This is a genomic window from Serratia proteamaculans, from assembly GCF_949794035.1.
In the GTDB taxonomy this organism is placed as follows: domain Bacteria; phylum Pseudomonadota; class Gammaproteobacteria; order Enterobacterales; family Enterobacteriaceae; genus Serratia; species Serratia proteamaculans.
The window spans coordinates 3,444,738-3,463,454 of record NZ_OX461105.1; the positions used below are offsets into that span (position 1 = coordinate 3,444,738).

At 52.4% G+C, this 18,717-nt stretch carries 17 protein-coding genes; 9 read left to right on the top strand and 8 right to left on the bottom strand.

Features of this window, described 5'->3' with window-relative positions:
- Positions 1-28 precede the first annotated feature (28 nt).
- Positions 29-811 (bottom strand): carboxymuconolactone decarboxylase family protein, encoded by a 783-nt coding sequence (locus tag QOT07_RS16095; RefSeq protein WP_283603541.1) that lies wholly within the window; start codon positions 809-811, stop codon positions 29-31.
- A gap of 171 nt (positions 812-982) precedes the next feature.
- Here QOT07_RS16095 and QOT07_RS16100 point away from each other — a divergent pair, with 171 nt between their 5' ends.
- The 3 genes from QOT07_RS16100 (at position 983) to QOT07_RS16110 (ending at position 5,134) form a co-directional block, all read left to right on the top strand.
- Positions 983-1,882: a LysR family transcriptional regulator gene (locus QOT07_RS16100; protein ID WP_283603542.1), complete on the top strand. Its 900-nt coding sequence runs from the start codon at positions 983-985 to the stop codon at positions 1,880-1,882.
- Positions 1,883-2,252: 370 nt separating this feature from the next.
- A complete protein-coding gene (locus QOT07_RS16105) occupies positions 2,253-4,628 on the top strand; it encodes a glucose/quinate/shikimate family membrane-bound PQQ-dependent dehydrogenase (protein WP_112349524.1) in 2,376 nt (791 codons plus the stop codon).
- Positions 4,629-4,939: 311 nt separating this feature from the next.
- A complete protein-coding gene (locus tag QOT07_RS16110; RefSeq protein ID WP_099064764.1) occupies positions 4,940-5,134 on the top strand; it encodes a hypothetical protein in 195 nt (64 codons plus the stop codon).
- Here QOT07_RS16110 and QOT07_RS16115 read toward each other — a convergent pair whose 3' ends face one another.
- Complete coding sequence (locus tag QOT07_RS16115) at positions 5,135-6,391, bottom strand: MFS transporter (RefSeq protein ID WP_151415425.1); 1,257 nt, start codon at positions 6,389-6,391, stop codon at positions 5,135-5,137.
- 80 nt (positions 6,392-6,471) lie between these two features.
- Positions 6,472-7,779 carry an alpha-glucosidase/alpha-galactosidase gene (gene melA / locus QOT07_RS16120; RefSeq protein WP_112349521.1) on the bottom strand — a complete coding sequence of 436 codons (1,308 nt, stop codon included), beginning with the start codon at positions 7,777-7,779 and terminating at the stop codon, positions 6,472-6,474.
- Between the two features lie 200 nt (positions 7,780-7,979).
- Between melA and QOT07_RS16125 the strand changes: the two genes are divergently transcribed.
- Positions 7,980-8,822, top strand: coding sequence for an AraC family transcriptional regulator (locus QOT07_RS16125; RefSeq protein WP_283603545.1), 843 nt, complete (start codon positions 7,980-7,982; stop codon positions 8,820-8,822).
- Here QOT07_RS16125 and QOT07_RS16130 read toward each other — a convergent pair whose 3' ends face one another.
- The 4 genes from QOT07_RS16130 to QOT07_RS16145 all read right to left on the bottom strand — a co-directional run bounded on the left by QOT07_RS16130 (position 8,823) and on the right by QOT07_RS16145 (position 12,723).
- Positions 8,823-10,274: an EmmdR/YeeO family multidrug/toxin efflux MATE transporter gene (locus tag QOT07_RS16130; protein WP_219016618.1), complete on the bottom strand. Its 1,452-nt coding sequence runs from the start codon at positions 10,272-10,274 to the stop codon at positions 8,823-8,825.
- A gap of 148 nt (positions 10,275-10,422) precedes the next feature.
- The gene (gspS, locus tag QOT07_RS16135; protein WP_283603546.1) at positions 10,423-10,821 is read right to left on the bottom strand and encodes a type II secretion system pilot lipoprotein GspS; all 399 of its coding nucleotides are present in this window, start codon (positions 10,819-10,821) and stop codon (positions 10,423-10,425) included.
- Positions 10,822-11,011: 190 nt separating this feature from the next.
- Positions 11,012-11,371 carry a diacylglycerol kinase gene (locus QOT07_RS16140; RefSeq protein ID WP_262260204.1) on the bottom strand — a complete coding sequence of 120 codons (360 nt, stop codon included), beginning with the start codon at positions 11,369-11,371 and terminating at the stop codon, positions 11,012-11,014.
- A 227-nt stretch (positions 11,372-11,598) separates the two neighbouring features.
- The gene (locus tag QOT07_RS16145) at positions 11,599-12,723 is read right to left on the bottom strand and encodes an N-acetyltransferase (RefSeq protein WP_283603547.1); all 1,125 of its coding nucleotides are present in this window, start codon (positions 12,721-12,723) and stop codon (positions 11,599-11,601) included.
- A 419-nt stretch (positions 12,724-13,142) separates the two neighbouring features.
- Between QOT07_RS16145 and QOT07_RS16150 the strand changes: the two genes are divergently transcribed.
- From QOT07_RS16150 to spt, 5 genes are all read left to right on the top strand, one after another.
- Positions 13,143-13,301, top strand: a complete 159-nt coding sequence (locus tag QOT07_RS16150; RefSeq protein WP_261426265.1) for a hypothetical protein — start codon at positions 13,143-13,145, stop codon at positions 13,299-13,301.
- A 206-nt stretch (positions 13,302-13,507) separates the two neighbouring features.
- Positions 13,508-15,247, top strand: coding sequence for a fatty acyl-AMP ligase (locus QOT07_RS16155; protein ID WP_283603548.1), 1,740 nt, complete (start codon positions 13,508-13,510; stop codon positions 15,245-15,247).
- On the top strand, positions 15,244-16,158 hold the full coding sequence (locus tag QOT07_RS16160; protein WP_283603549.1) for an NAD-dependent epimerase/dehydratase family protein: 915 nt from the start codon (positions 15,244-15,246) through the stop codon (positions 16,156-16,158). The genes QOT07_RS16155 and QOT07_RS16160 overlap by 4 nt, the downstream gene beginning before the upstream one ends.
- 31 nt (positions 16,159-16,189) lie before the next feature.
- A complete protein-coding gene (locus tag QOT07_RS16165) occupies positions 16,190-16,450 on the top strand; it encodes an acyl carrier protein (RefSeq protein WP_099064773.1) in 261 nt (86 codons plus the stop codon).
- The gene (gene spt / locus QOT07_RS16170) at positions 16,437-17,609 is read left to right on the top strand and encodes a serine palmitoyltransferase (protein WP_099064774.1); all 1,173 of its coding nucleotides are present in this window, start codon (positions 16,437-16,439) and stop codon (positions 17,607-17,609) included. Before QOT07_RS16165 ends, spt begins: the two co-directional genes overlap by 14 nt.
- A 119-nt stretch (positions 17,610-17,728) precedes the next feature.
- On the opposite strand, the gene QOT07_RS16175 is transcribed toward spt, so the two are convergent.
- Positions 17,729-18,460 carry a dTMP kinase gene (locus QOT07_RS16175; protein ID WP_283603550.1) on the bottom strand — a complete coding sequence of 244 codons (732 nt, stop codon included), beginning with the start codon at positions 18,458-18,460 and terminating at the stop codon, positions 17,729-17,731.
- Positions 18,461-18,717: the final 257 nt, after the last annotated feature.

The window sequence follows — 18,717 nt, forward strand, 5'->3', positions numbered from 1 at the left end:
GGCTGCAAGTAATTTCACTGGATAACTCCTAACGGGTGACGGAGGAGACAGAGGAACGTTTGGCAAACACCTCTTTGGCGACCGGAACGGCGGACATGGCGTTGGGCCAACCGACATAGAACGCCAAATGAGCCATCACCTCGCCCGCCTGTTGCTGGGTCAGGCCGTTGTCCATCGCCTTGTTGAGATGGAAGGTGATTTGCGCCACTTGTCCGTTAGCCACCAGCGCACTCACCGTGACCAAACTGCGATCGCGGGGTGCCAGTGCCGGCCGTAGCCAAAGGTCGTGAAAAAGTACGTCGGTGGTATAGGCCACCAGCCCAGGGAATTGCTCACTGCCGACCGCGTTTTCCACCGCACTGACCCGTAACCCTTCCGCCACCTCGTCCAGCGGCAACCGTTGAGGATCCGCCACAGGCAATTCGGCAGCGCTGATGCCACGCTGTTGATAAACCTCTCGCGCTGCCGCCACCGCCGCCATGGCGTTACCCCAACCGGTATAGAAAGCCAGATGAGTGATGATCTCCGACAGCTCGGCGGCGGTTACGCCGTTGTCCAATGCCAGGTTAAATTGCTCAGTCATCAGCGCCGTTTGGTTGCGGGCGATGACTGCGGCGACGGTGATCACGCTACGGTCGCGCGACGAAAGCGCCGGACGCTGCCAAAGATCGCCCTGTAAAGTGTCGCGTTGAAATTTCGCCAATGCCGGTGAGACGCTTTTAACCCGCTCTTCCGACTCAGGGGTTTCTGCCCCGGCGCTGCCAGATATCGCCATCGACAAAGAAAGGGCCGTTGCTGCAAAGTATTTCATTCATCTATCTCCCGATAAAAATGACACGTTAGACAAAAGATAGCGTCACGCCCGCATCACGACTAGATAGCAAAATGCGCAAGGAGCTATGAGCTGAATTCATTAATTGTCTATGGCCGTGGCAAGCGACTAGAATATCGCCATTAATTCAGCCCACACGGCGAGGCCGGGATGTTAAAAGAAAACTTTAACGATTTGATTTCGTTTCTGATGGTGGCCCGCGAACGCAGCTTCACCAGGGCGGCGGCAAAACTTGGCGTTTCCCAATCGGCCCTGAGCCATGCCATCAGGGGGCTGGAAGAGCGGCTGGAACTGCGTTTATTAACCCGCACCACCCGCAGCGTGGCGCCTACCGAGGCCGGTGAAAGACTGTTGAACAGCATCGGTCCGCGCTTTGCTGAAATTGAAAATGAGCTGGATGCCTTAAGTGAAATGCGCGAGCGACCGGCGGGTAATATCCGCATCACCGCCGGCGAACATGCCGTCGATTCGGTGCTGTGGCCGGTGTTGAAGTCATTTCTGGCGGACTACCCGGATATCAATGTCGAAATCACGGTGGATAATACCCTGACCGACATTGTCGCCGGCCGTTTTGATGCCGGAATTCGCCTGGGTGAGCAGGTTGCCAAGGACATGATTGCCGTGCGCATCGCACCGGACATGCGCATGATCCCCATCGCCTCCCCCGCCTATTTTGAGCAAAACGGCACGCCGGACACCCCGCAGGAATTGCAAAACCATCGCTGCATCAATATGCGCTTACCGACCATGGGCGGTCTCTACGCCTGGGAGTTTGAAAAAGACGGCCGCGAGATCAAGGTGCGTGTCGAGGGGCAGCTAACCTTTAACAGCCTGCGCCAACGCATTGATGCGGCGCTGCTGGGCTTTGGCATCGCCTTTGTCCCGGAAGATGCCGTCACCCAGGAGTTGACCGACGGCCGTTTAGTGCAGGTGCTCGACGAATGGTGCCCGCACTTCCCCGGCTATTACCTCTATTATCCCAGCCGCAGGCAGCACACCACCGCCTTTGCGCTGTTTATTGAGGCACTGCGTTACCCGCGTCAAACCTGAACGGTTAGGTTACATGCATAAAACCAACAAATAATCGAAAAAACAGCACAAGCTACGTAATAAAATAATAACAATTAGAGTAACCTGCCCGCGCTTCAGCCGGAGCTGTCTCGCCCGTTGGCGATCATTTCAACGACGACGCAGAAAGCCAGGTCTGACTCAGTCCTTTTTTGCTTTCGCCCCAATGACAGAGATTATTCAATAGCCCAAAACCAACCTCGCCACTTTTAGCGGCCACGGCCTTTTAGCCCTGGCGATGGAGAGGATTTGCCGAACACACGGGATGGATTTTTAGGGAGAAACCGCGTGTTTTTTTGGATATGGCTTAATCTCTAAATCGGGGACTTTTCATTTTGGTAAGGATAATACTATGCAAAATAAAGCATCATTGTCGCCGCTCATCATCATCACGGCGCTGTTTGCCGCGTTGAGCGGACTCTATCTGCTGGGAGGCGGCATCTGGCTGGCCAAGCTCGGTGGTTCACTGTATTACATCATTGCCGGCCTGGTGCTGTTAGTGACGGCCTGGCTGCTGGTTCGCCGCCGTGCGACCGCACTGCTGCTGTACGCGGTGTTTTTACTCGGTACCACGGTGTGGGCGCTGTGGGAAGTCGGCCCGGACTTCTGGGCGCTGACGCCGCGGTTGGATGTCACCTTCTTCTTCGGCCTGTGGCTGGTGTTGCCCTTTATCTATCGCAAGCTTAACGCCCATGGCAAGTTGGCCTACAGCGCACTGAGCCTGGCACTGGTGGTCACCGTGGTGGCACTGGCCTATGCGGTGTTTAACGATCCGCAAGAGATCAACGGCACCCTTGAACCGGCACAGGCCAAGGTTACCCCTCAGGCGTCGGACGCTGACTGGCCGGCCTATGGCCGTACTCAGGAAGGCACGCGCTATTCCCCCCTGAGCCAGATCAATGACAAAAACGTCGGCCAGCTCAAAGAAGCCTGGACCTTCCAGACCGGCGATCTGAAAACCGCCAACGATCCGGGGGAAATCACCAACGAAGTGACCCCGATTAAAATCCGCGACACGCTCTATCTGTGTACCCCACACCAGAAGCTGTTCGCGCTGGATGCGGCCACCGGTAAACAGAAGTGGACGTTTGATCCTCAGTTGAAGTTCAACCCGACCTTCCAGCACATCACCTGCCGTGGCGTCTCTTATCATGAGACCCCTGCCGCCGCGGGTACCGCCACCGACACCTCTCCGGCACAGTGCGCACGCCGCATTATTCTGCCGGTGAATGACGGCCGCCTGTTTGCGCTGGATGCAGAGACCGGCAAGCCTTGCGCCGACTTCGCCAATAACGGTGAACTCAACCTGCAAAGCAATATGCCGTATGCCACCCCGGGCCATTACGAGCCGACCTCACCGCCGGTGATCACCGACAAGGTGATTGTCATTGCCGGTGCGGTGACCGACAACTACTCCAATCGCGAACCTTCGGGCGTGATCCGCGGTTTTGACGTTAACAGTGGCAAACTGCTGTGGGCGTTTGATCCGGGTGCAGATGAACCCAACGCCATCCCGGCGGATGAGCATCACTTCACGCCGAATTCGCCTAACTCCTGGGCACCTTCCGCCTACGATGCCAAGCTGGATATCGTTTACCTGCCAATGGGCGTCACCACGCCGGATATCTGGGGTGGCGATCGCACGCCGAACATGGAGCGCTACGCCAGCGGCCTGCTGGCGCTGAACGCGTCTACCGGTAAGCTGGTGTGGTTCTATCAAACGGTGCACCATGATCTGTGGGATATGGACGTACCGGCCCAGCCAACGCTGGCGGACATTACCGACAAGAGTGGCAACAAGGTGCCGGTGATTTATGTGCCGACCAAGACCGGTAACATCTTCGTACTGAACCGCACCAACGGCGAGCTGGTGGTACCGGCGCCGGAAAAACCGGTTCCGCAGGGCCCGGCCAAGGGCGACCGCCTGTCACCGACTCAGCCTTTCTCTGAACTGACTTTCCGCCCGGAGAAAAAACTGACCGGCGCGGATATGTGGGGCGCCACCATTTATGACCAACTGGTTTGCCGGGTGATGTTCCACAGCCTGCGTTATGAAGGCACCTTCACCCCGCCTTCCGAACAAGGTACGTTGGTATTCCCAGGTAACCTCGGTATGTTCGAATGGGGTGGCCTGTCTGTCGATACTGACCGTCAGGTGGCCATCGCCAACCCTATCGCGCTGCCGTTTGTGTCAAAACTGATCCCACGCGGTCCGGGCAACCCTATCGAGCCCCCGGTCGGCGATAAAGGCGGCAGCGGTACCGAAGCCGGTGTGCAACCACAGTACGGTGTGCCATTCGGCGTGACCCTGAACCCGTTCCTGTCACCGCTTGGCCTGCCGTGTAAACAGCCGGCCTGGGGTTATATTTCCGCGGTGGATCTGAAAACCAACGACATCGTGTGGAAAAAACGCATCGGTACCGTGCGCGACAGCTCTCCGCTGCCGTTACCGTTCAAAATGGGTATGCCGATGTTGGGCGGACCGGTCTCTACCGCCGGGAATGTGTTCTTTATTGGCGCAACGGCGGACAACTATCTGCGAGCCTTCAGCGTGACCAACGGTGAAAAACTGTGGGAAGCGCGGTTGCCGGCCGGTGGCCAGGCGACACCAATGACCTATGAGGTCAACGGCAAGCAGTACGTAGTGATTTCCGCAGGCGGTCATGGCTCATTCGGCACCAAGTTGGGCGACTATATTGTCGCTTACGCCTTGCCAGATGAGAAATAATCGTCGAGGATAGCCCTATCACAGAGCACGCCACCCGGCGTGCTCTGTCTCCACAAAATACCCGCCAGATCCTTTCCTGCCTGATCGCACCAACCGCACAATAAATTTCACCTTACATATTGATAATGATTATCATTCGCAATATTATACCCACGTAGGCCCCGGCAGTGGCCGACAATCATCTCTATATCACAGGCAGTAAACTGGCGGCCGCCTTCGGGCGGCCCTATTCGGAGGCACATGACCAAACAGCGCAGCAGGCAAACAACCCCTATCACCCCAGCTATCCACACCGGCGCGGAGGATCTCATATGAGCCAACAACCCCTGACCGCCATGTTGATGCTGATTTATCTGCTGCTGATGGTACCGGCGCTGTTCGCTATCGATAACCGCCTGAGCACCACCCGCTGGGGCCAGGGCCGCCTGGTTCGCAAAACGCTGCAAACCGGGTTTATCATTGCCCTGACCCTGCTGTTCTTCGGCCTCATGACGTTATTGTATTGATTAATTCGCCGCCACCGGCAGCACGGCTTCCTGTTTTACCACCGCAACCTTGCCGCTCAGCGCGAAGGCCGAGATCAGGGTAAACAGCAAGGCAATGCAGCCGAGGATCAGATACGAGGTTTTGAAGCCGTAGTTGACGTACATCAGGCCCGCGGCATAGGACATGCCGATAGCCGACAGCTGCTTGAAGAAACAGAAGCCCCACAGGTAAATTGATGCCGAGAGGTTAACGTTAAACTGGGTGGTAATGTATTTGAAAATGCCCACCAGCAGGAACGGCACTTCAAACATATGCAGGGTTTTGAGGAAGATCACCGCGGTCACCGAATCTGCCTGCGAAGAACCGATAATCCGCACCGACATAATCACCCCGGCAATCAGCAGCGCGTTCTTGCCGCCAATACGGTTGATGATCAACGGCGCAAAGAACATGATAAAAGCGTTAAGAAACTCGCCCAGCGTGGTCACATAGCCAAACGCCTGGGTCCCCGCATGTCGGTCGCTGAAAAACGAAGTGAAGAAGTTGGCGAACTGCTGATCGAACACGTCGTACACGCAGGCTACCCCAACGATATACATCACCAGGCACCAAAATTTGCGCATTTTCAGCAGGCTCAGCGCCGCTTTCAACTTGACGGGTTTATGGTTCAGCGCTAATCCGTCCGCCACCGCCAGCGTGTTATTTTGCTCCGGTTTGAACATATACAGCAGACCGGCCAGTACCAGTGCAAAGCTCGACGCCAGCCAAAAAGCGAACTGGTTGTTAATCGTAAACATATAGCCGACGATCGAGGCGCAAATCGCCCAGCCAATACAGCCAAACAGGCGCGCCCGGCCATACTCAAATTGACTGCGGCGGCTCACCTTCTCGATATAAGCTTCAATCGCCGGCGAACCCCCGCTGCACACCAGTCCCAGATAAATACCGCACAGCAGCGCCCCGAGCACAAAGTTGGTTTTCAGCAACGGCGAGAACACATAAATAAACAGCGGCGCCAGAAACAGCAGCAGGAAAATGATCATCCACAGCAGGTGTTTCTTCAGGCCAAACTTATCGGTGACAAAACCAAAGATCGGCTGGAACACCAGGGCAAATAGCGCCATGCTGGCGAATACCAGGCCGGTTTGCTGCTGATCGAGCTGATTGACGTCATGCAACCAAATCGGAAAGAACGGCAGCACCGCGCCCATGATAAAGAAATAGAAAAAACAGAAGGCACCGAAGATCCAAAAGTTCTTGTTTCTTAAATAAAACATGGCTCACCATCCCATTTATGACGGCGCAGGAAGCCCCGCGCCTTGTGCGTTTTGAGGAGGTAATACAGTCAGTTCAGCGATCAACGGTAGGCGGGAAGCCAGTTACCGTGAGCCTCAATCAGTTCATCGCAAAGCTTGCGAATATCATCAATCGAAAGCTCGGCAGACGTATGCGGATCCAACAGCGCCGCGTGGTATATGGCCTCACGTTTATGGGTTACCGCTGCTTCAATCGTCAGCAGTTGGGTATTGATATTGGTGCGGTTGAGCGCAGCCAGTTGCTCCGGTAAATGCCCGACATAGCATGGCGAGATCCCCTGCCCATCCACCAGGCAAGGCACTTCGACACAGGCCTCGGCAGGCAAGTTGGTAATTAAACCGGTATTGAGCACATTGCCGCCAATCTTGTACGGGCGATCGGTTTCCATCGCTTCGATAATATAGGACGCATACTCGTGCGTACGGGTATGCGTCAGGTTAGCGTCATTCGTCAACGCCAGCTTGCGCTGTTGCCATTGGTCGATCTGTTCAATGCAGCGGCGCGGATACTCATCCAGTGGAATATTGAAGCGCTCAATCAATTCCGGATAATTGCGCTTAATCCAGTAAGGCATGTACTCGGCATTATGCTCGGAAGACTCAGTGACGTAATAGCCAAAGGTTTTCATGATTTCATGGCGCACCATATCATCATGCTTGCCCTGCAGCGCGTTGGCGCGGCGCTTGATTTCCGGGTACAGATCCTCGCCATGACGGCGAACATCCAGCAGCCAGGCCATATGGTTGATGCCCGCGATATGGAACTGCACGTCATCGGTAGGCATATCCACGCTTTTCAGCAGCGTCTCCGCGCAGACCTGAACGCTGTGACATAACCCCACGGTTTTCACGCCGGTATGACGCAGCATGCCGCCGGTTAAAGCTGCCATCGGGTTGGTGTAGTTCAGCAGCCAGGCATCCGGGCATACCGCTTCAATATCCCGGGCGAAATCAAACATCACCGGCAGGGTGCGCAGTGCGCGGAAGATCCCGCCTATCCCCAGAGTATCGGCAATGGTCTGTTGCAGGCCGTACTTTTTGGCAATGGTGAAATCTGTGATGGTGCAAGGATCGTAACCGCCGACCTGGATGGCATTCACCACATAATTGGCATTTTTCAATGCCGTGCGGCGATTTTCCACCCCGAGATAAGGGGTGATTTTCGCCCTGCCGGCGTTAATATTGCGGTTGATATTGCTCAGCATGGCGAAAGATTCGTTGAGACGGGCGCTGTCTATGTCGTACAGCGCGATATCCACTTCTTTCAATGCCGGGGTCGCCATGATATCGCCGAGGACGTTCTTGGCGAAGATGGTGCTGCCCGCGCCCATAAAAGTTACTTTAATCATCGTATTTCTCCGCTGCACTGGTTTTCGATAGGCTGAAATTACCCTGCAATGCCGAAGCGAGATATGGATGAATGTGACCTCATTATGGCGAAAAATGACGCAGCGCAAAAACTGTGAGCCAGGTCTGGATTTGGTGGTACCCCAACCCTTATACGGCAACTACACTGCTACAGTGGGTAAGAAAACCAGGACAATAACTGATGCACAAGAGTTTTACCCTAAACCGCACCGACAATATTGAGCTAAACCTGTACCAATATGGTGAGGAGAACTGTGACAAAGGGCATAGCTTTGGCCCCGCCGTACGCCAGCACTATTTATTTCATTATGTGATAAGCGGCACCGGGGTGCTGCACAGCGAATACGGTGCATTTCCGGTGGTGGCCGGAGAAGGTTTTTTGATCCACCCGCACGACGTGACCACCTATTGCGCCGATAAAAAAGATCCCTGGCATTACATGTGGCTGGAAGTCGACGGGCTGATGGCCGGCAAGCTTTTCGAAGAGTGCCACCTGAGTCGCCAGTTCCCGATTTATCGCGCCCGCCCCTCGGATGAGACGCCCCAGGCCCTGCGCTACCTGCGGCGACTGGTCACTCATGACGATGAACACCGCCTGAAAACGCTCGGCCTGAGCTACCTGTTTTTTTCGGCGCTGATCGACCATAGATTACAGGGCAGCGACGAACACCCCAGTGACAAGGCGCAGCATCTGCACAAAGCGGTCAAACTGATTGAAAACCGCTACCACGAACAGCTGACCATTGCGCGCCTGGCCGCCTACTGCAATATCAACCGCAGTTATCTGTGCCGCTTGTTCAAAGGGGCATACGGTATTGGGCCAAAGGAATATTTGCTTAACTTCCGCATGACGCTCGCCACCAGTCTGTTACGCAACAGCCAGACGGCGATCAAAGTGGTGGGAATTTCGGTCGGTTATGAAAACCAGCTGCACTTTTCCAAAGCCTTCAAGCAGGTCCACGGTATCTCACCGGCCAAATGGCGGCAGGAGAACTGCCCGCTAACGCCGGTGGACGCGGAATGATCACTTCACCCGATCCTTTTCCTCAGCGACTTTCGATTTTATCCGCGGGTACTTCCACAGCCAGCGCCCGCTGACCATTCGCCAGTAGAACAACGCACCGCGCACCGCCCAATCCATAAACATGCCCAGCCAGACGCCGACCACGCCCATTCCCAGCAGGATACCCAGCGTATAGCCGGCCACCACGCGGCAGCCCCACATACCCAGCATCGACACCCACATGGCGAACCGGGCGTCACGCGCGCCTTTCAAACCGGCGGGCAGCACCCATGAGGCGGCCCAAATGGGCATAAAGGCGGCGTTGAGCCAGACCAGCACCTTCACCACTTCCTTCACGTCATCTTGCTGGCTATAAAATGAGGCGAACACCCCAGCCAGCGGTGCGGTACCCCAGGCGAGCGCCGTCAGGCCAATGGTCGCCAACCAGAAGATATGACGCAACTGCCTTTCCGCCTGGGCTATCTGCCCTTTCCCCAGACGTTTGCCGACAATAATGGTCGACGCCGACCCCAGGGCGTTGCCCGGCAGGTTAATCAAGGAGGCAATAGAGAAAGCGATAAAATTGCCGGCGATAACGTTGGTGCCCATGCCGGCGACAAACATTTGCGTCAGCAATTTACCGCCGTTGAACAACACCGACTCGATGCTGGCGGGAATGCCGATCCCCAGCACTTCCCACAGGATCGTCAGCTTTAACGGGCTAAAATAACTTTTCAGCGTGATGTGCAACGCCGGGTTAAAGCCGATCATCAGCACATAAATAATCGCTATCGCACCGATATAGCGGGAAATGGTCAGCCCCAGTCCAGCCCCGACAAAGCCCAGGCCATGCCAGCCCAACATGCCGTAAATCAGGATGCTGCTGATGATGATATTCAGGATATTCATGCCGCCGTTGATCAACAGCGGGATTTTGGTATTCCCGGCACCGCGCAGCGCCCCACTGCCAATCAGTGCAATGGCTGCCGCCGGGTAGCTCCAGACCGTGGTTTGCAGGTAAGAAAGCGCCAGCGCCTTCACCTCCGGCGTGGCGGCACCGGCAATCACATTAATAATCTGCTCGCCCGCCAAATGGATGCCCACAGCCAGCACCAGAGCCACCAGCGTCATCAACACCAGCGACTGACGGGCCGCCGAACGGGCTCTTTTGCGATCCCGCTTGCCGAGGCTGAAGGCCACCACCACCGTGGTGCCCAGATCCACCGCGGCAAAGAAAGAGATAATCACCATGTTGAAGCTGTCTGCCAGCCCCACTCCGGCCATCGCCTCCTTGCCAATCCAGCTCACCAGAAAAGTACTCAGCACCCCCATCAGCAGGACGCAGGCGTTCTCCATAAAAATCGGCACCGCCAGCGGTGTGATCTCACGCCAAAACAGGACGCGGTAGCTTTTGCGTTTGGGGTACCAGGGCGTGTTTTCCACACGCTGACGCAGGGCAGCATATAAGTTCAAGATCGGCTCATGGGATAAAAGTGAAACAACATTTCAAATAATGAGTGACAGATGCTTATCCTGCAAAGAATTTTTTGCCAATGCGCTGCGGATTAGGAAAATGGCTGGGGCAGAGCTGTATGCAGCGCCCACCTCAGCCAGGCATAGACTACTCCATGTAGTCTTCCTGATCGGACTTGGCTGCGGCAATAAAGTTTGCGGTGCGATTGTTCATCACGGCACATTTGTCCGTCAGCAACTGACGATCCTCCAACACGGCCAGGTAGCGTGCCTGAGCCAGTGCCGGCAACTGCTGATAGCCCGCCGCCTTTGTATCCCAGCCGCGATGCTCTGCCACGCGCATCGCGGTGCGTTGCAGTTTGACATCATCTGGAATATCCGCACGACCACAGTTTTGCCGCAGGAAATGGCTGCCCGCCAACAGGGTAGAAAGCTGATCCAGCTGCGCTTGCAGTGCCGGTGGTGGCTTATGCGCCGTTTGCTGGCAACCCACGAGAAAGACCAGGGCCATAGCGCCCCAAACTGAAGTACCTAACACCCTAAGCATAGCGATTACCCTTAAATAAAAGATGGTTAACATCAGCTTAGGCGAGCGATGAAATACTGCAAGCCGACGGATAACGGGCGTCTTGGATAGCAATTCAAATCAACGGCAAAGAACACTTTTCGTTGTTGGTACGGTCTTTCAAATTCTTGCATGTTGCGCAGGGAATATCGGCGCACGGTGCGATTGGTGATCAAAATAACACGACTAGCCAAAGGGCTATTGTCATAATAACCGTGACCAACTGTGCCGCACCGCCTAAATCCTTGGCTCGCTTCGATAAGGGATGTATATCCAGAGAAATGCGATCGACGACGCTCTCAATCGCAGTGTTGAGCAACTCAACAACCAGTAAAAGGAAGCAACTTGAAATCAATAACAGCCTTTCCATTTTTGTAATATCTATAAGAAATGTAACTATCAGTAAAATTAAGTTAATAATGAGTAACTGACGAAAAGCGTCCTCTGTGATAACGGCATCAACAAAACCGTCCAATGAGTTTTTTATGCTACTGGTTAAGCGTCTTATTCCTTTTTTCTTTTCAAATGACATGCATTTACTCTTATAAAAATCAGGGTGATTTATAAAACCAATAAATAACGCACCGGTAGTTATTGGTTAAATGATTAATAAAATAAAACAATCACCCTGGTAACAGGGTTAATCCGGCAACGTTGAGTCACAAACGACAAAAAAGGAATTTCGGCCATGGGTGTCCTCTGACCACAGCACGTATTGCATCATCTTGCGCGCACCTTAAGTGCCCTCTATCAGACGAGTTAGAGTTGCTTTTCGTATAAACGATAACGCTTGTAAGGCACTGCCCCAATTCGCTCCAGGATCGTACGCATACCGCTATTGGACTCCAGGATCCATGACATCTCTAATGCATCGATATTGCGCTTCGCAAAAGGGTCACGTAACGCCTCAATAAGTAACAACGCGATAATCGGCCCTATCCGGCTAAATTGATACTCTTGGCGAACCCCCATCAGAGGGACTCTGGCAGTACGTACGCCACTCACTTTCAGACGCCATAACAGCTTCGCCCAGCCAAAGGGCAATAAACGCCCGTTCAGATCGGCTATAGCCTCATTGATATTGGGCAGCCCCACAATGAAGGCACAAGGGACTGAATCTACTTCAGCAATATAAATCATGTCGTCAGGGACCAGAAACTTCAACTGGTCCCCCATGGTGGCGAACTCATGCTCGGTAAAGGGGACAAAGCCCCAGTTATCTTGCCAACCCGAGTTAAAAATTTCGCGAAGTACCTGCATTTCCTCGTTAAAACGTTTGCGATTGAGGCGGCGAAGGGTCACCTTTTTACCTGCCTGCGCCATCATTTTGGTTAATGAAGGCGAGAAATTCAGGTCAGTTCGTTTCATCCAATAAGCCAATAAATCTATGCCTTGTGTATATCCCTGGCGCTCTAAATTGGTGGCATAGTAAGGTTTGGCGTGTGTCATCAGGGCTGACGGCGGAGTATCAAATCCTTCAACCAATAAGCCGCTTTCCTGATTGATATTAAGGCTAAATGGCCCGGTGATTTTTAATGCACCTTTTGACTTCAACCAATCTTCCGCTGCAGTAAATAACGCTCTAAAAACCTCCGGATCATCGATAGCATCGATCATGCCAAAATGGCCGGTATCTTCGCCATAGCGTTCGCGGTGTAAGGAATCAATTTGAGCGGTTATCCGCCCGACGACCTTCCCCTCTTTTTTGGCTACCCATGCCTGCCATTCTATATGTTCAGTGCCAGGGTTCTTCTTGGAAAGATGCTCTTCACGCTCTACATACAAGGGAGTAATCCAGCTAGGATCATTGCGATAGAGTGAGGAGGGAAAATCGATAAATACCTTAAGATCACGCTTATCCAGGACAGTCTCAATGCGAATCATAAATAACCTTAAAATTTAATAACATAATCAAATGAAATCACTATTACGCCAGTGATATTTTCTGACCGGGGATCCATTATTGACGATGTCTTATTCCTATAAGAGATAAGAAAATTTAATTAATGTCTAAAGTCAAAAAAGATGTTACCCGGCCAGAGTTTACCCTGGCTGTTGCTGTTCTTTATCCAAAGAGCTACCTGACAGGGACGTGCAAACGCTAAGGAAACCACTCCTTTTATTATTTAGTGCTATTTCTGGCGAGAAAAAACTTACCGTTTTTAGTTTACTAATTCTAGTCTGGGGAAGCATTGTCATATTTTACCATTAAATGCTCTTTCTATCCTTCCGACTAAATGAGGCTTTCACTTTTCGACGTCTTCCGGATACTGTTTATGATATGTTTAAGTACGGAGATAACCATGCGCAAGGTCAGATCATATAAACCGGCGATTATTCCCATCCAAAAATGTGTCGACGACAGGCATTGGATGAAGGTTGTCGACCAAAGGGCCATGATATCCGGAGCCAATGATAACAGCCCGTACATCCACCGTTCGCTGGGCATGATCCTCACGTGAAATAGACATGGAATATCGACAACCAATCTCTCATCTTTAGTTCAGAGTAGACATGGTGGTTATTAACCATCGCATGCGCTATTTGTAGAATGAAAGAAAATGATTGAATAACAGATATATTCAAAGCATTTTCATTGTAAAACGCTAACTCTCACGCCAATAGTCTTTTGTCTTTTTGGTGATTTTAATCTATGGCTAATTTGTCTATGTCTGAAACAAGCTCAACTGATTCTCTTCCCATGCGTTATGCAGATTTCCCCACGTTGGTGGAGGCTTTAGATTATGCAGCGCAGGGCAGTACAGGAATGAATTTTTACGATCGTCGTAATCAGCTCGTGGCCGTACTGGAATATCGTACGCTGAAACAGCGGGCGGCAGCGGGTGCACGACGTCTGTTATCACTGAATCTCAACAAAGGCGATCGCGTTGCGCTTATCGCGGAAACCAGTGCGGGTTTCGTCGAGGCGTTCTTTGCCTGCCAATATGCCGGCCTGGTTGCCGTACCCCTGGCCATTCCTATGGGGGTCGGACAGCGTGAGTCCTATACCATCAAGCTTCAGGGTCTGATCAATAGCTGTAAACCTGCAGCCATTATCAGCGGTGAAGAATGGGTGCCGTTGATTAGCTCGGCGGCTCTGGATACACCACCGGCACATATTCTTAGCAACGCAGATTTTAACGCATTACCTGAGCGGGATATTGAACTGCAAGCGCCGTCATCCGACGACATTGCCTATCTCCAATATACATCGGGCAGCACTCGCTTTCCGCGCGGAGTCATAATTACCCAACGTGCCGTTATGGCTAACCTGCGTGCTATCAGTCATGACGGCATCAAATTACGTGCAGGCGATCGCTGCGTCTCCTGGTTGCCCTTCTATCACGATATGGGGTTGGTCGGTTTCCTGCTCACCCCCGTGGCAACCCAGTTGTCGGTTGACTATCTGCGCACGCAAGATTTTGCAATGCGCCCAATGCAATGGTTAAAACTGATTGCCAAAAATCGCGGTACCGTGTCCGTCGCCCCCCCATTTGGTTACGATTTGTGCTTACGTTACAGCCACAACAAAGAGCTGACCGGGTTGGATCTTTCCAGTTGGCGGGTTGCTGGCGTGGGGGCGGAGCCTATTCCGGCAGAGTTACTTAATCAGTTTGGTGAGCACTTTAGCCACCTCAACTTTGACAGCAAGGCACTCATGCCCTGTTATGGTTTGGCCGAGAATACCCTTGCGGTAAGTTTTTATGACGAAGCCTCTGGCGCACCAATCAACGCAGTCGACCGCGAGATTTTGGAATACGAGGGCAAAGCGGTAGCTCCGGGCAAAAAAACGCGTGCCACATCAACGTTTGTCAATTGCGGCAAGGCGCTTCCAGGCCATCGTATCGAAATTAGAAATGAAACCGGGCTCCCCCAGCCAGAGCGGCAGGTCGGCCGTATTTTTATCTCCGGCCCCAGCCTGATGAATGGATATTTTCGTGATGATGCATCGCAGCAAAAAATTCAGGCGACGGGTTGGATGGATACCGGTGACCTGGGGTATTTGCTGGATGGGTATCTTTACGTCACCGGCCGCAAGAAGGATCTGATCATTATTCGGGGCCGTAATATTTGGCCTCAGGATATTGAATATGTCGCGGAATCCGAGCCTGAAATCCGCTCAGGTGATGCCATTGCCTTCGTCACGGAAGAGCACGCTGACGGCGCCAGAATTATTCTGCAAATCCAGTGCCGGGTCAGTGCGGAAGAGCGGCGGGAACAAATCGTCCATACGCTGAGCGCACGCATACAAAGCGAATTCGGCATTGCGGTGGATATTGAACTGCTGCCACCCCATAGCATTCCTCGTACATCTTCGGGGAAACCGGCCCGCGCCGAAGCCAAGAAGCGTTGGCTAAGCGCATCAATCTGTCCGCCGATGCATCAGTTGGCAGGTTTTGCGCAATGATCGGCACCGTTGCCATTACTGGCGCCACGGGTTTTATTGGCCAACACGTCGTGCAGAACCTGCTTTCGCAGGGTTTTACCGTGCGGGCCCTAACCCGGCGTACCGGTAAAACGTCGACCGATAACCTGACCTGGATCCAGGGGGCTCTGGAAGATCGAGACTCTCTCAGCGAGTTGGTTAGTAACGCGGAATTTGTGGTTCACTGTGCGGGACAGGTCCGTGGGCAGACCGAAGAAACCTTTACCCATTGCAACGTTAGCGGCAGCCTGCACCTGATGCAGGCGGCGAGACAAAGTGGCAGTTGTAAGCGTTTCTTGTTTATCTCTTCCCTTGCTGCCCGCCATCCTGAGCTGTCTTGGTACGCGAATTCAAAACATATTGCCGAACAACGGTTAATGACCATGGCCACGGACATTTCACTGGGCATTTTTCGTCCGACCGCAGTTTACGGGCCCGGTGATAAAGAGCTTAAACCGATATTTAGCTGGCTGCTACGCGGCGTCCTCCCCCGGTTGGGTTCGCCGGAAGCCAAGCTGACTTTCCTGCATGTGAGCGATTTAGCTGAAGCAGTGAGTCAATGGTTATTAACCGAACGTCCCCAGGCGCAGACTTATGAATTATGCGATGGGATAGCCGGTGGTTATAGCTGGCGGCGCTTACGGGAAATAGGTGCCGCGGTGCGTAATGGCCCCGTACGGCTACTGGGGATCCCGCTGCCTCTGCTGAATATCATGGCAGACATCAGCATTTTGTTGAGCCGTTTGGCAAAGAAAGAACCCATGCTGACGCACAACAAAATACGTGAATTAACCTATCCGGACTGGTCTGCGAGCAATCATCGCTTATCCGAGAGTATTAATTGGTTTCCCAAGGTCAGTTTGGAGCGCGCGCTGCGTGAAGGTCTATTTTAATTATCTTAATTAGAGGTTTGCCAAAGTTCTTATGCTAAATCGCGACGCTGTAATGGATTATATTCTTACTTGCTTACAAGGTCTCGTCGAAGGCGGATTAGAAATCAAACCTGATAGTGATCTCGTCAATGATCTTGGCCTGGAGTCCATCAGGGTCCTGGATCTGCTGATGATGTTAGAAGATGAATTGGATATTTCTATTCCTATCAATATATTACTTGATGTCAGAACGCCAGAGCAGTTGCTGAACGCACTACTCCCTCGCCTGGAGGCAACGAATGGGCCTGTATGATAAATTTTCACGGCTTGCCAACGATCGTGAGCAATTCCAGACTTCTGGCCTAAATCCCTTTGGTACCTGCATTGACGAGATTTACTCCGCGACCGAAGGACGGATTGGTAACCAGAAAATTGTCCTGGCAGGGACAAATAACTACCTTGGCCTGACTTTCGATGCGCAGGCGATTGCCGATGGGCAGGCTGCGTTAGCCGCCCAGGGCACCGGTACAACGGGTTCGCGCATGGCGAATGGTAGCTACAGTGCTCACTTAATGTTAGAGCAAGAACTGACTGCTTTCTTTGACCGCCCTACCGCCATTGTATTTCCCACTGGGTATACCGCAAACCTCGGGGTAATCAGCACGTTAGCGGGCCCTGGCTCAGTGGTGCTGATAGACGCAGACAGCCACGCGAGTATTTATGATGCCTGTGCCTTGGGCGGTGCTGAAATCATTCGTTTCCGCCACAATGATGCGAAAGATCTGGAGCGCCGTATGGTGCGCCTCGGCGAGCGTGCTCGAGAGGCAATCATAATCGTTGAAGGCATTTACAGCATGCTGGGTGACGTTGCTCCGCTGGTCGAAATCGTCGACATCAAACGGCGTCTTGGCGGTTATCTGTTGGTAGACGAAGCTCACTCATTTGGCGTGATGGGGGCTAACGGACGCGGTCTTGCAGAAGCGCTGGGTGTTGAGCAAGATGTTGATATTGTTCTGGGCACATTCAGTAAAAGCCTGGCCTCTATCGGTGGCTTTGCCGTCGGCAGCAAGGCAATGGAGGTGCTGCGCTACAGCAGTCGCCCCTATATTTTTACCGCCTCACCTTCACCATCAAGTATCGCTTCGGTGCGCTCATCTTTGAAAAAGATCGCACAGCATCCTGAACTGCGGGAAAAACTCTGGAGCAACGCGCATCGGCTTTATCAGGGTCTTGCCACGCTGGGCTATGAGCTGGGCCCGCGTATCAGCCCGGTCGTTCCGGTCATGATTGGTTCGAAAGAAGATGGCCTGCGTTTCTGGCGCGACCTGATCGCAAAGGGTGTTTATGTCAATCTGGTATTACCACCGGCAGCGCCGTCAGGAATGACGCTTCTGCGTTGCAGCGTTAATGCTGCACACAGTGAAGAAGAGATTGATACGATCATTCAGGCTTTTGCCGCACTGAAAAAGTAATTGCCTTCATATTGCCCATGAGAGAGTCATGGTTAATATTCAAAGAGACGATGCCCTTCTCTTGGTATTACAGATTATACCGGCCTTTCTTAATTGTCTGGCAGAAAGGCCGGTGATAATTAGTAGGTTACGACTGAATCATTTTCGACAGCATAGCGATATCCATGCGCTTCCATAAATTCATCAATGGCTTTTTCAGCGTCAGATAACACTTCATCAAGCGACTTATTAGCATCAATATTTGCAATTTCCGCGGCTTCAAAAGTGAGTAGCGGTGTCAAGGCAACCTTTTTTTCCAATGACTCTTTCTGATGATCAGGCTTACGCGCACAAGCGACATCAATATCAACATTTAACTTTATGACCAAGTCCGGTTTATGATCTGCCATCCATTGGAAAGCTGCGCGCTCACGTCCCGCCAACCATTTGACAAAGCGGCTGCCTTTTACATTTACGGGAAATACGGTGCCATCATATCCGCCAGGGATTTGCACCTGTGGGAAACGGTCGGTTAATACGATGAGCCCTTGCCGACGAAAAGCCAACATTCGGCGAAAACGTATCAATCGACGTAAAACGAAAGTGATAATGACCAGTGCCGGCAATAAACCAAGCCTGGCCTTGGTGGATTTGACTTTTTTTGTATTACGTTCAATGGCCTTGCCAAAAAAACTCCCCATGAGTGGGAATTGTGAGACAGCACGTCCGACATTTCCTGCCTGCTTGCCCAGATGAACCCTTACTGCCGGGCCGTATTTTTTTACATGAACGATAAGAGATTCACAGACAGTAGACTTACCAGAGCCATCACTGCCAATAACCGCAATCAGCGGCGGTAATTTTGAATTCATAATAAGACTCGCTTTTAAGACACCTGATAAAATGTACCATTTCGCAAGAAAAAAGTCGCTTAAAGCCGTGACCAGCCCGACAAGAAATAAACATCCTTAATCCAATGAGATTTCACACAAAATATTAAGAAAATAATGAAACACTCGTTCCTTCCCCCGTCACTGTGATATCTCATTAGCAATAAGAGCCATAGGGTAAATCTCGGTAACAATTAGCACAAAAAAACAAGACTGCCATGGTGAAATGTAATTAACGG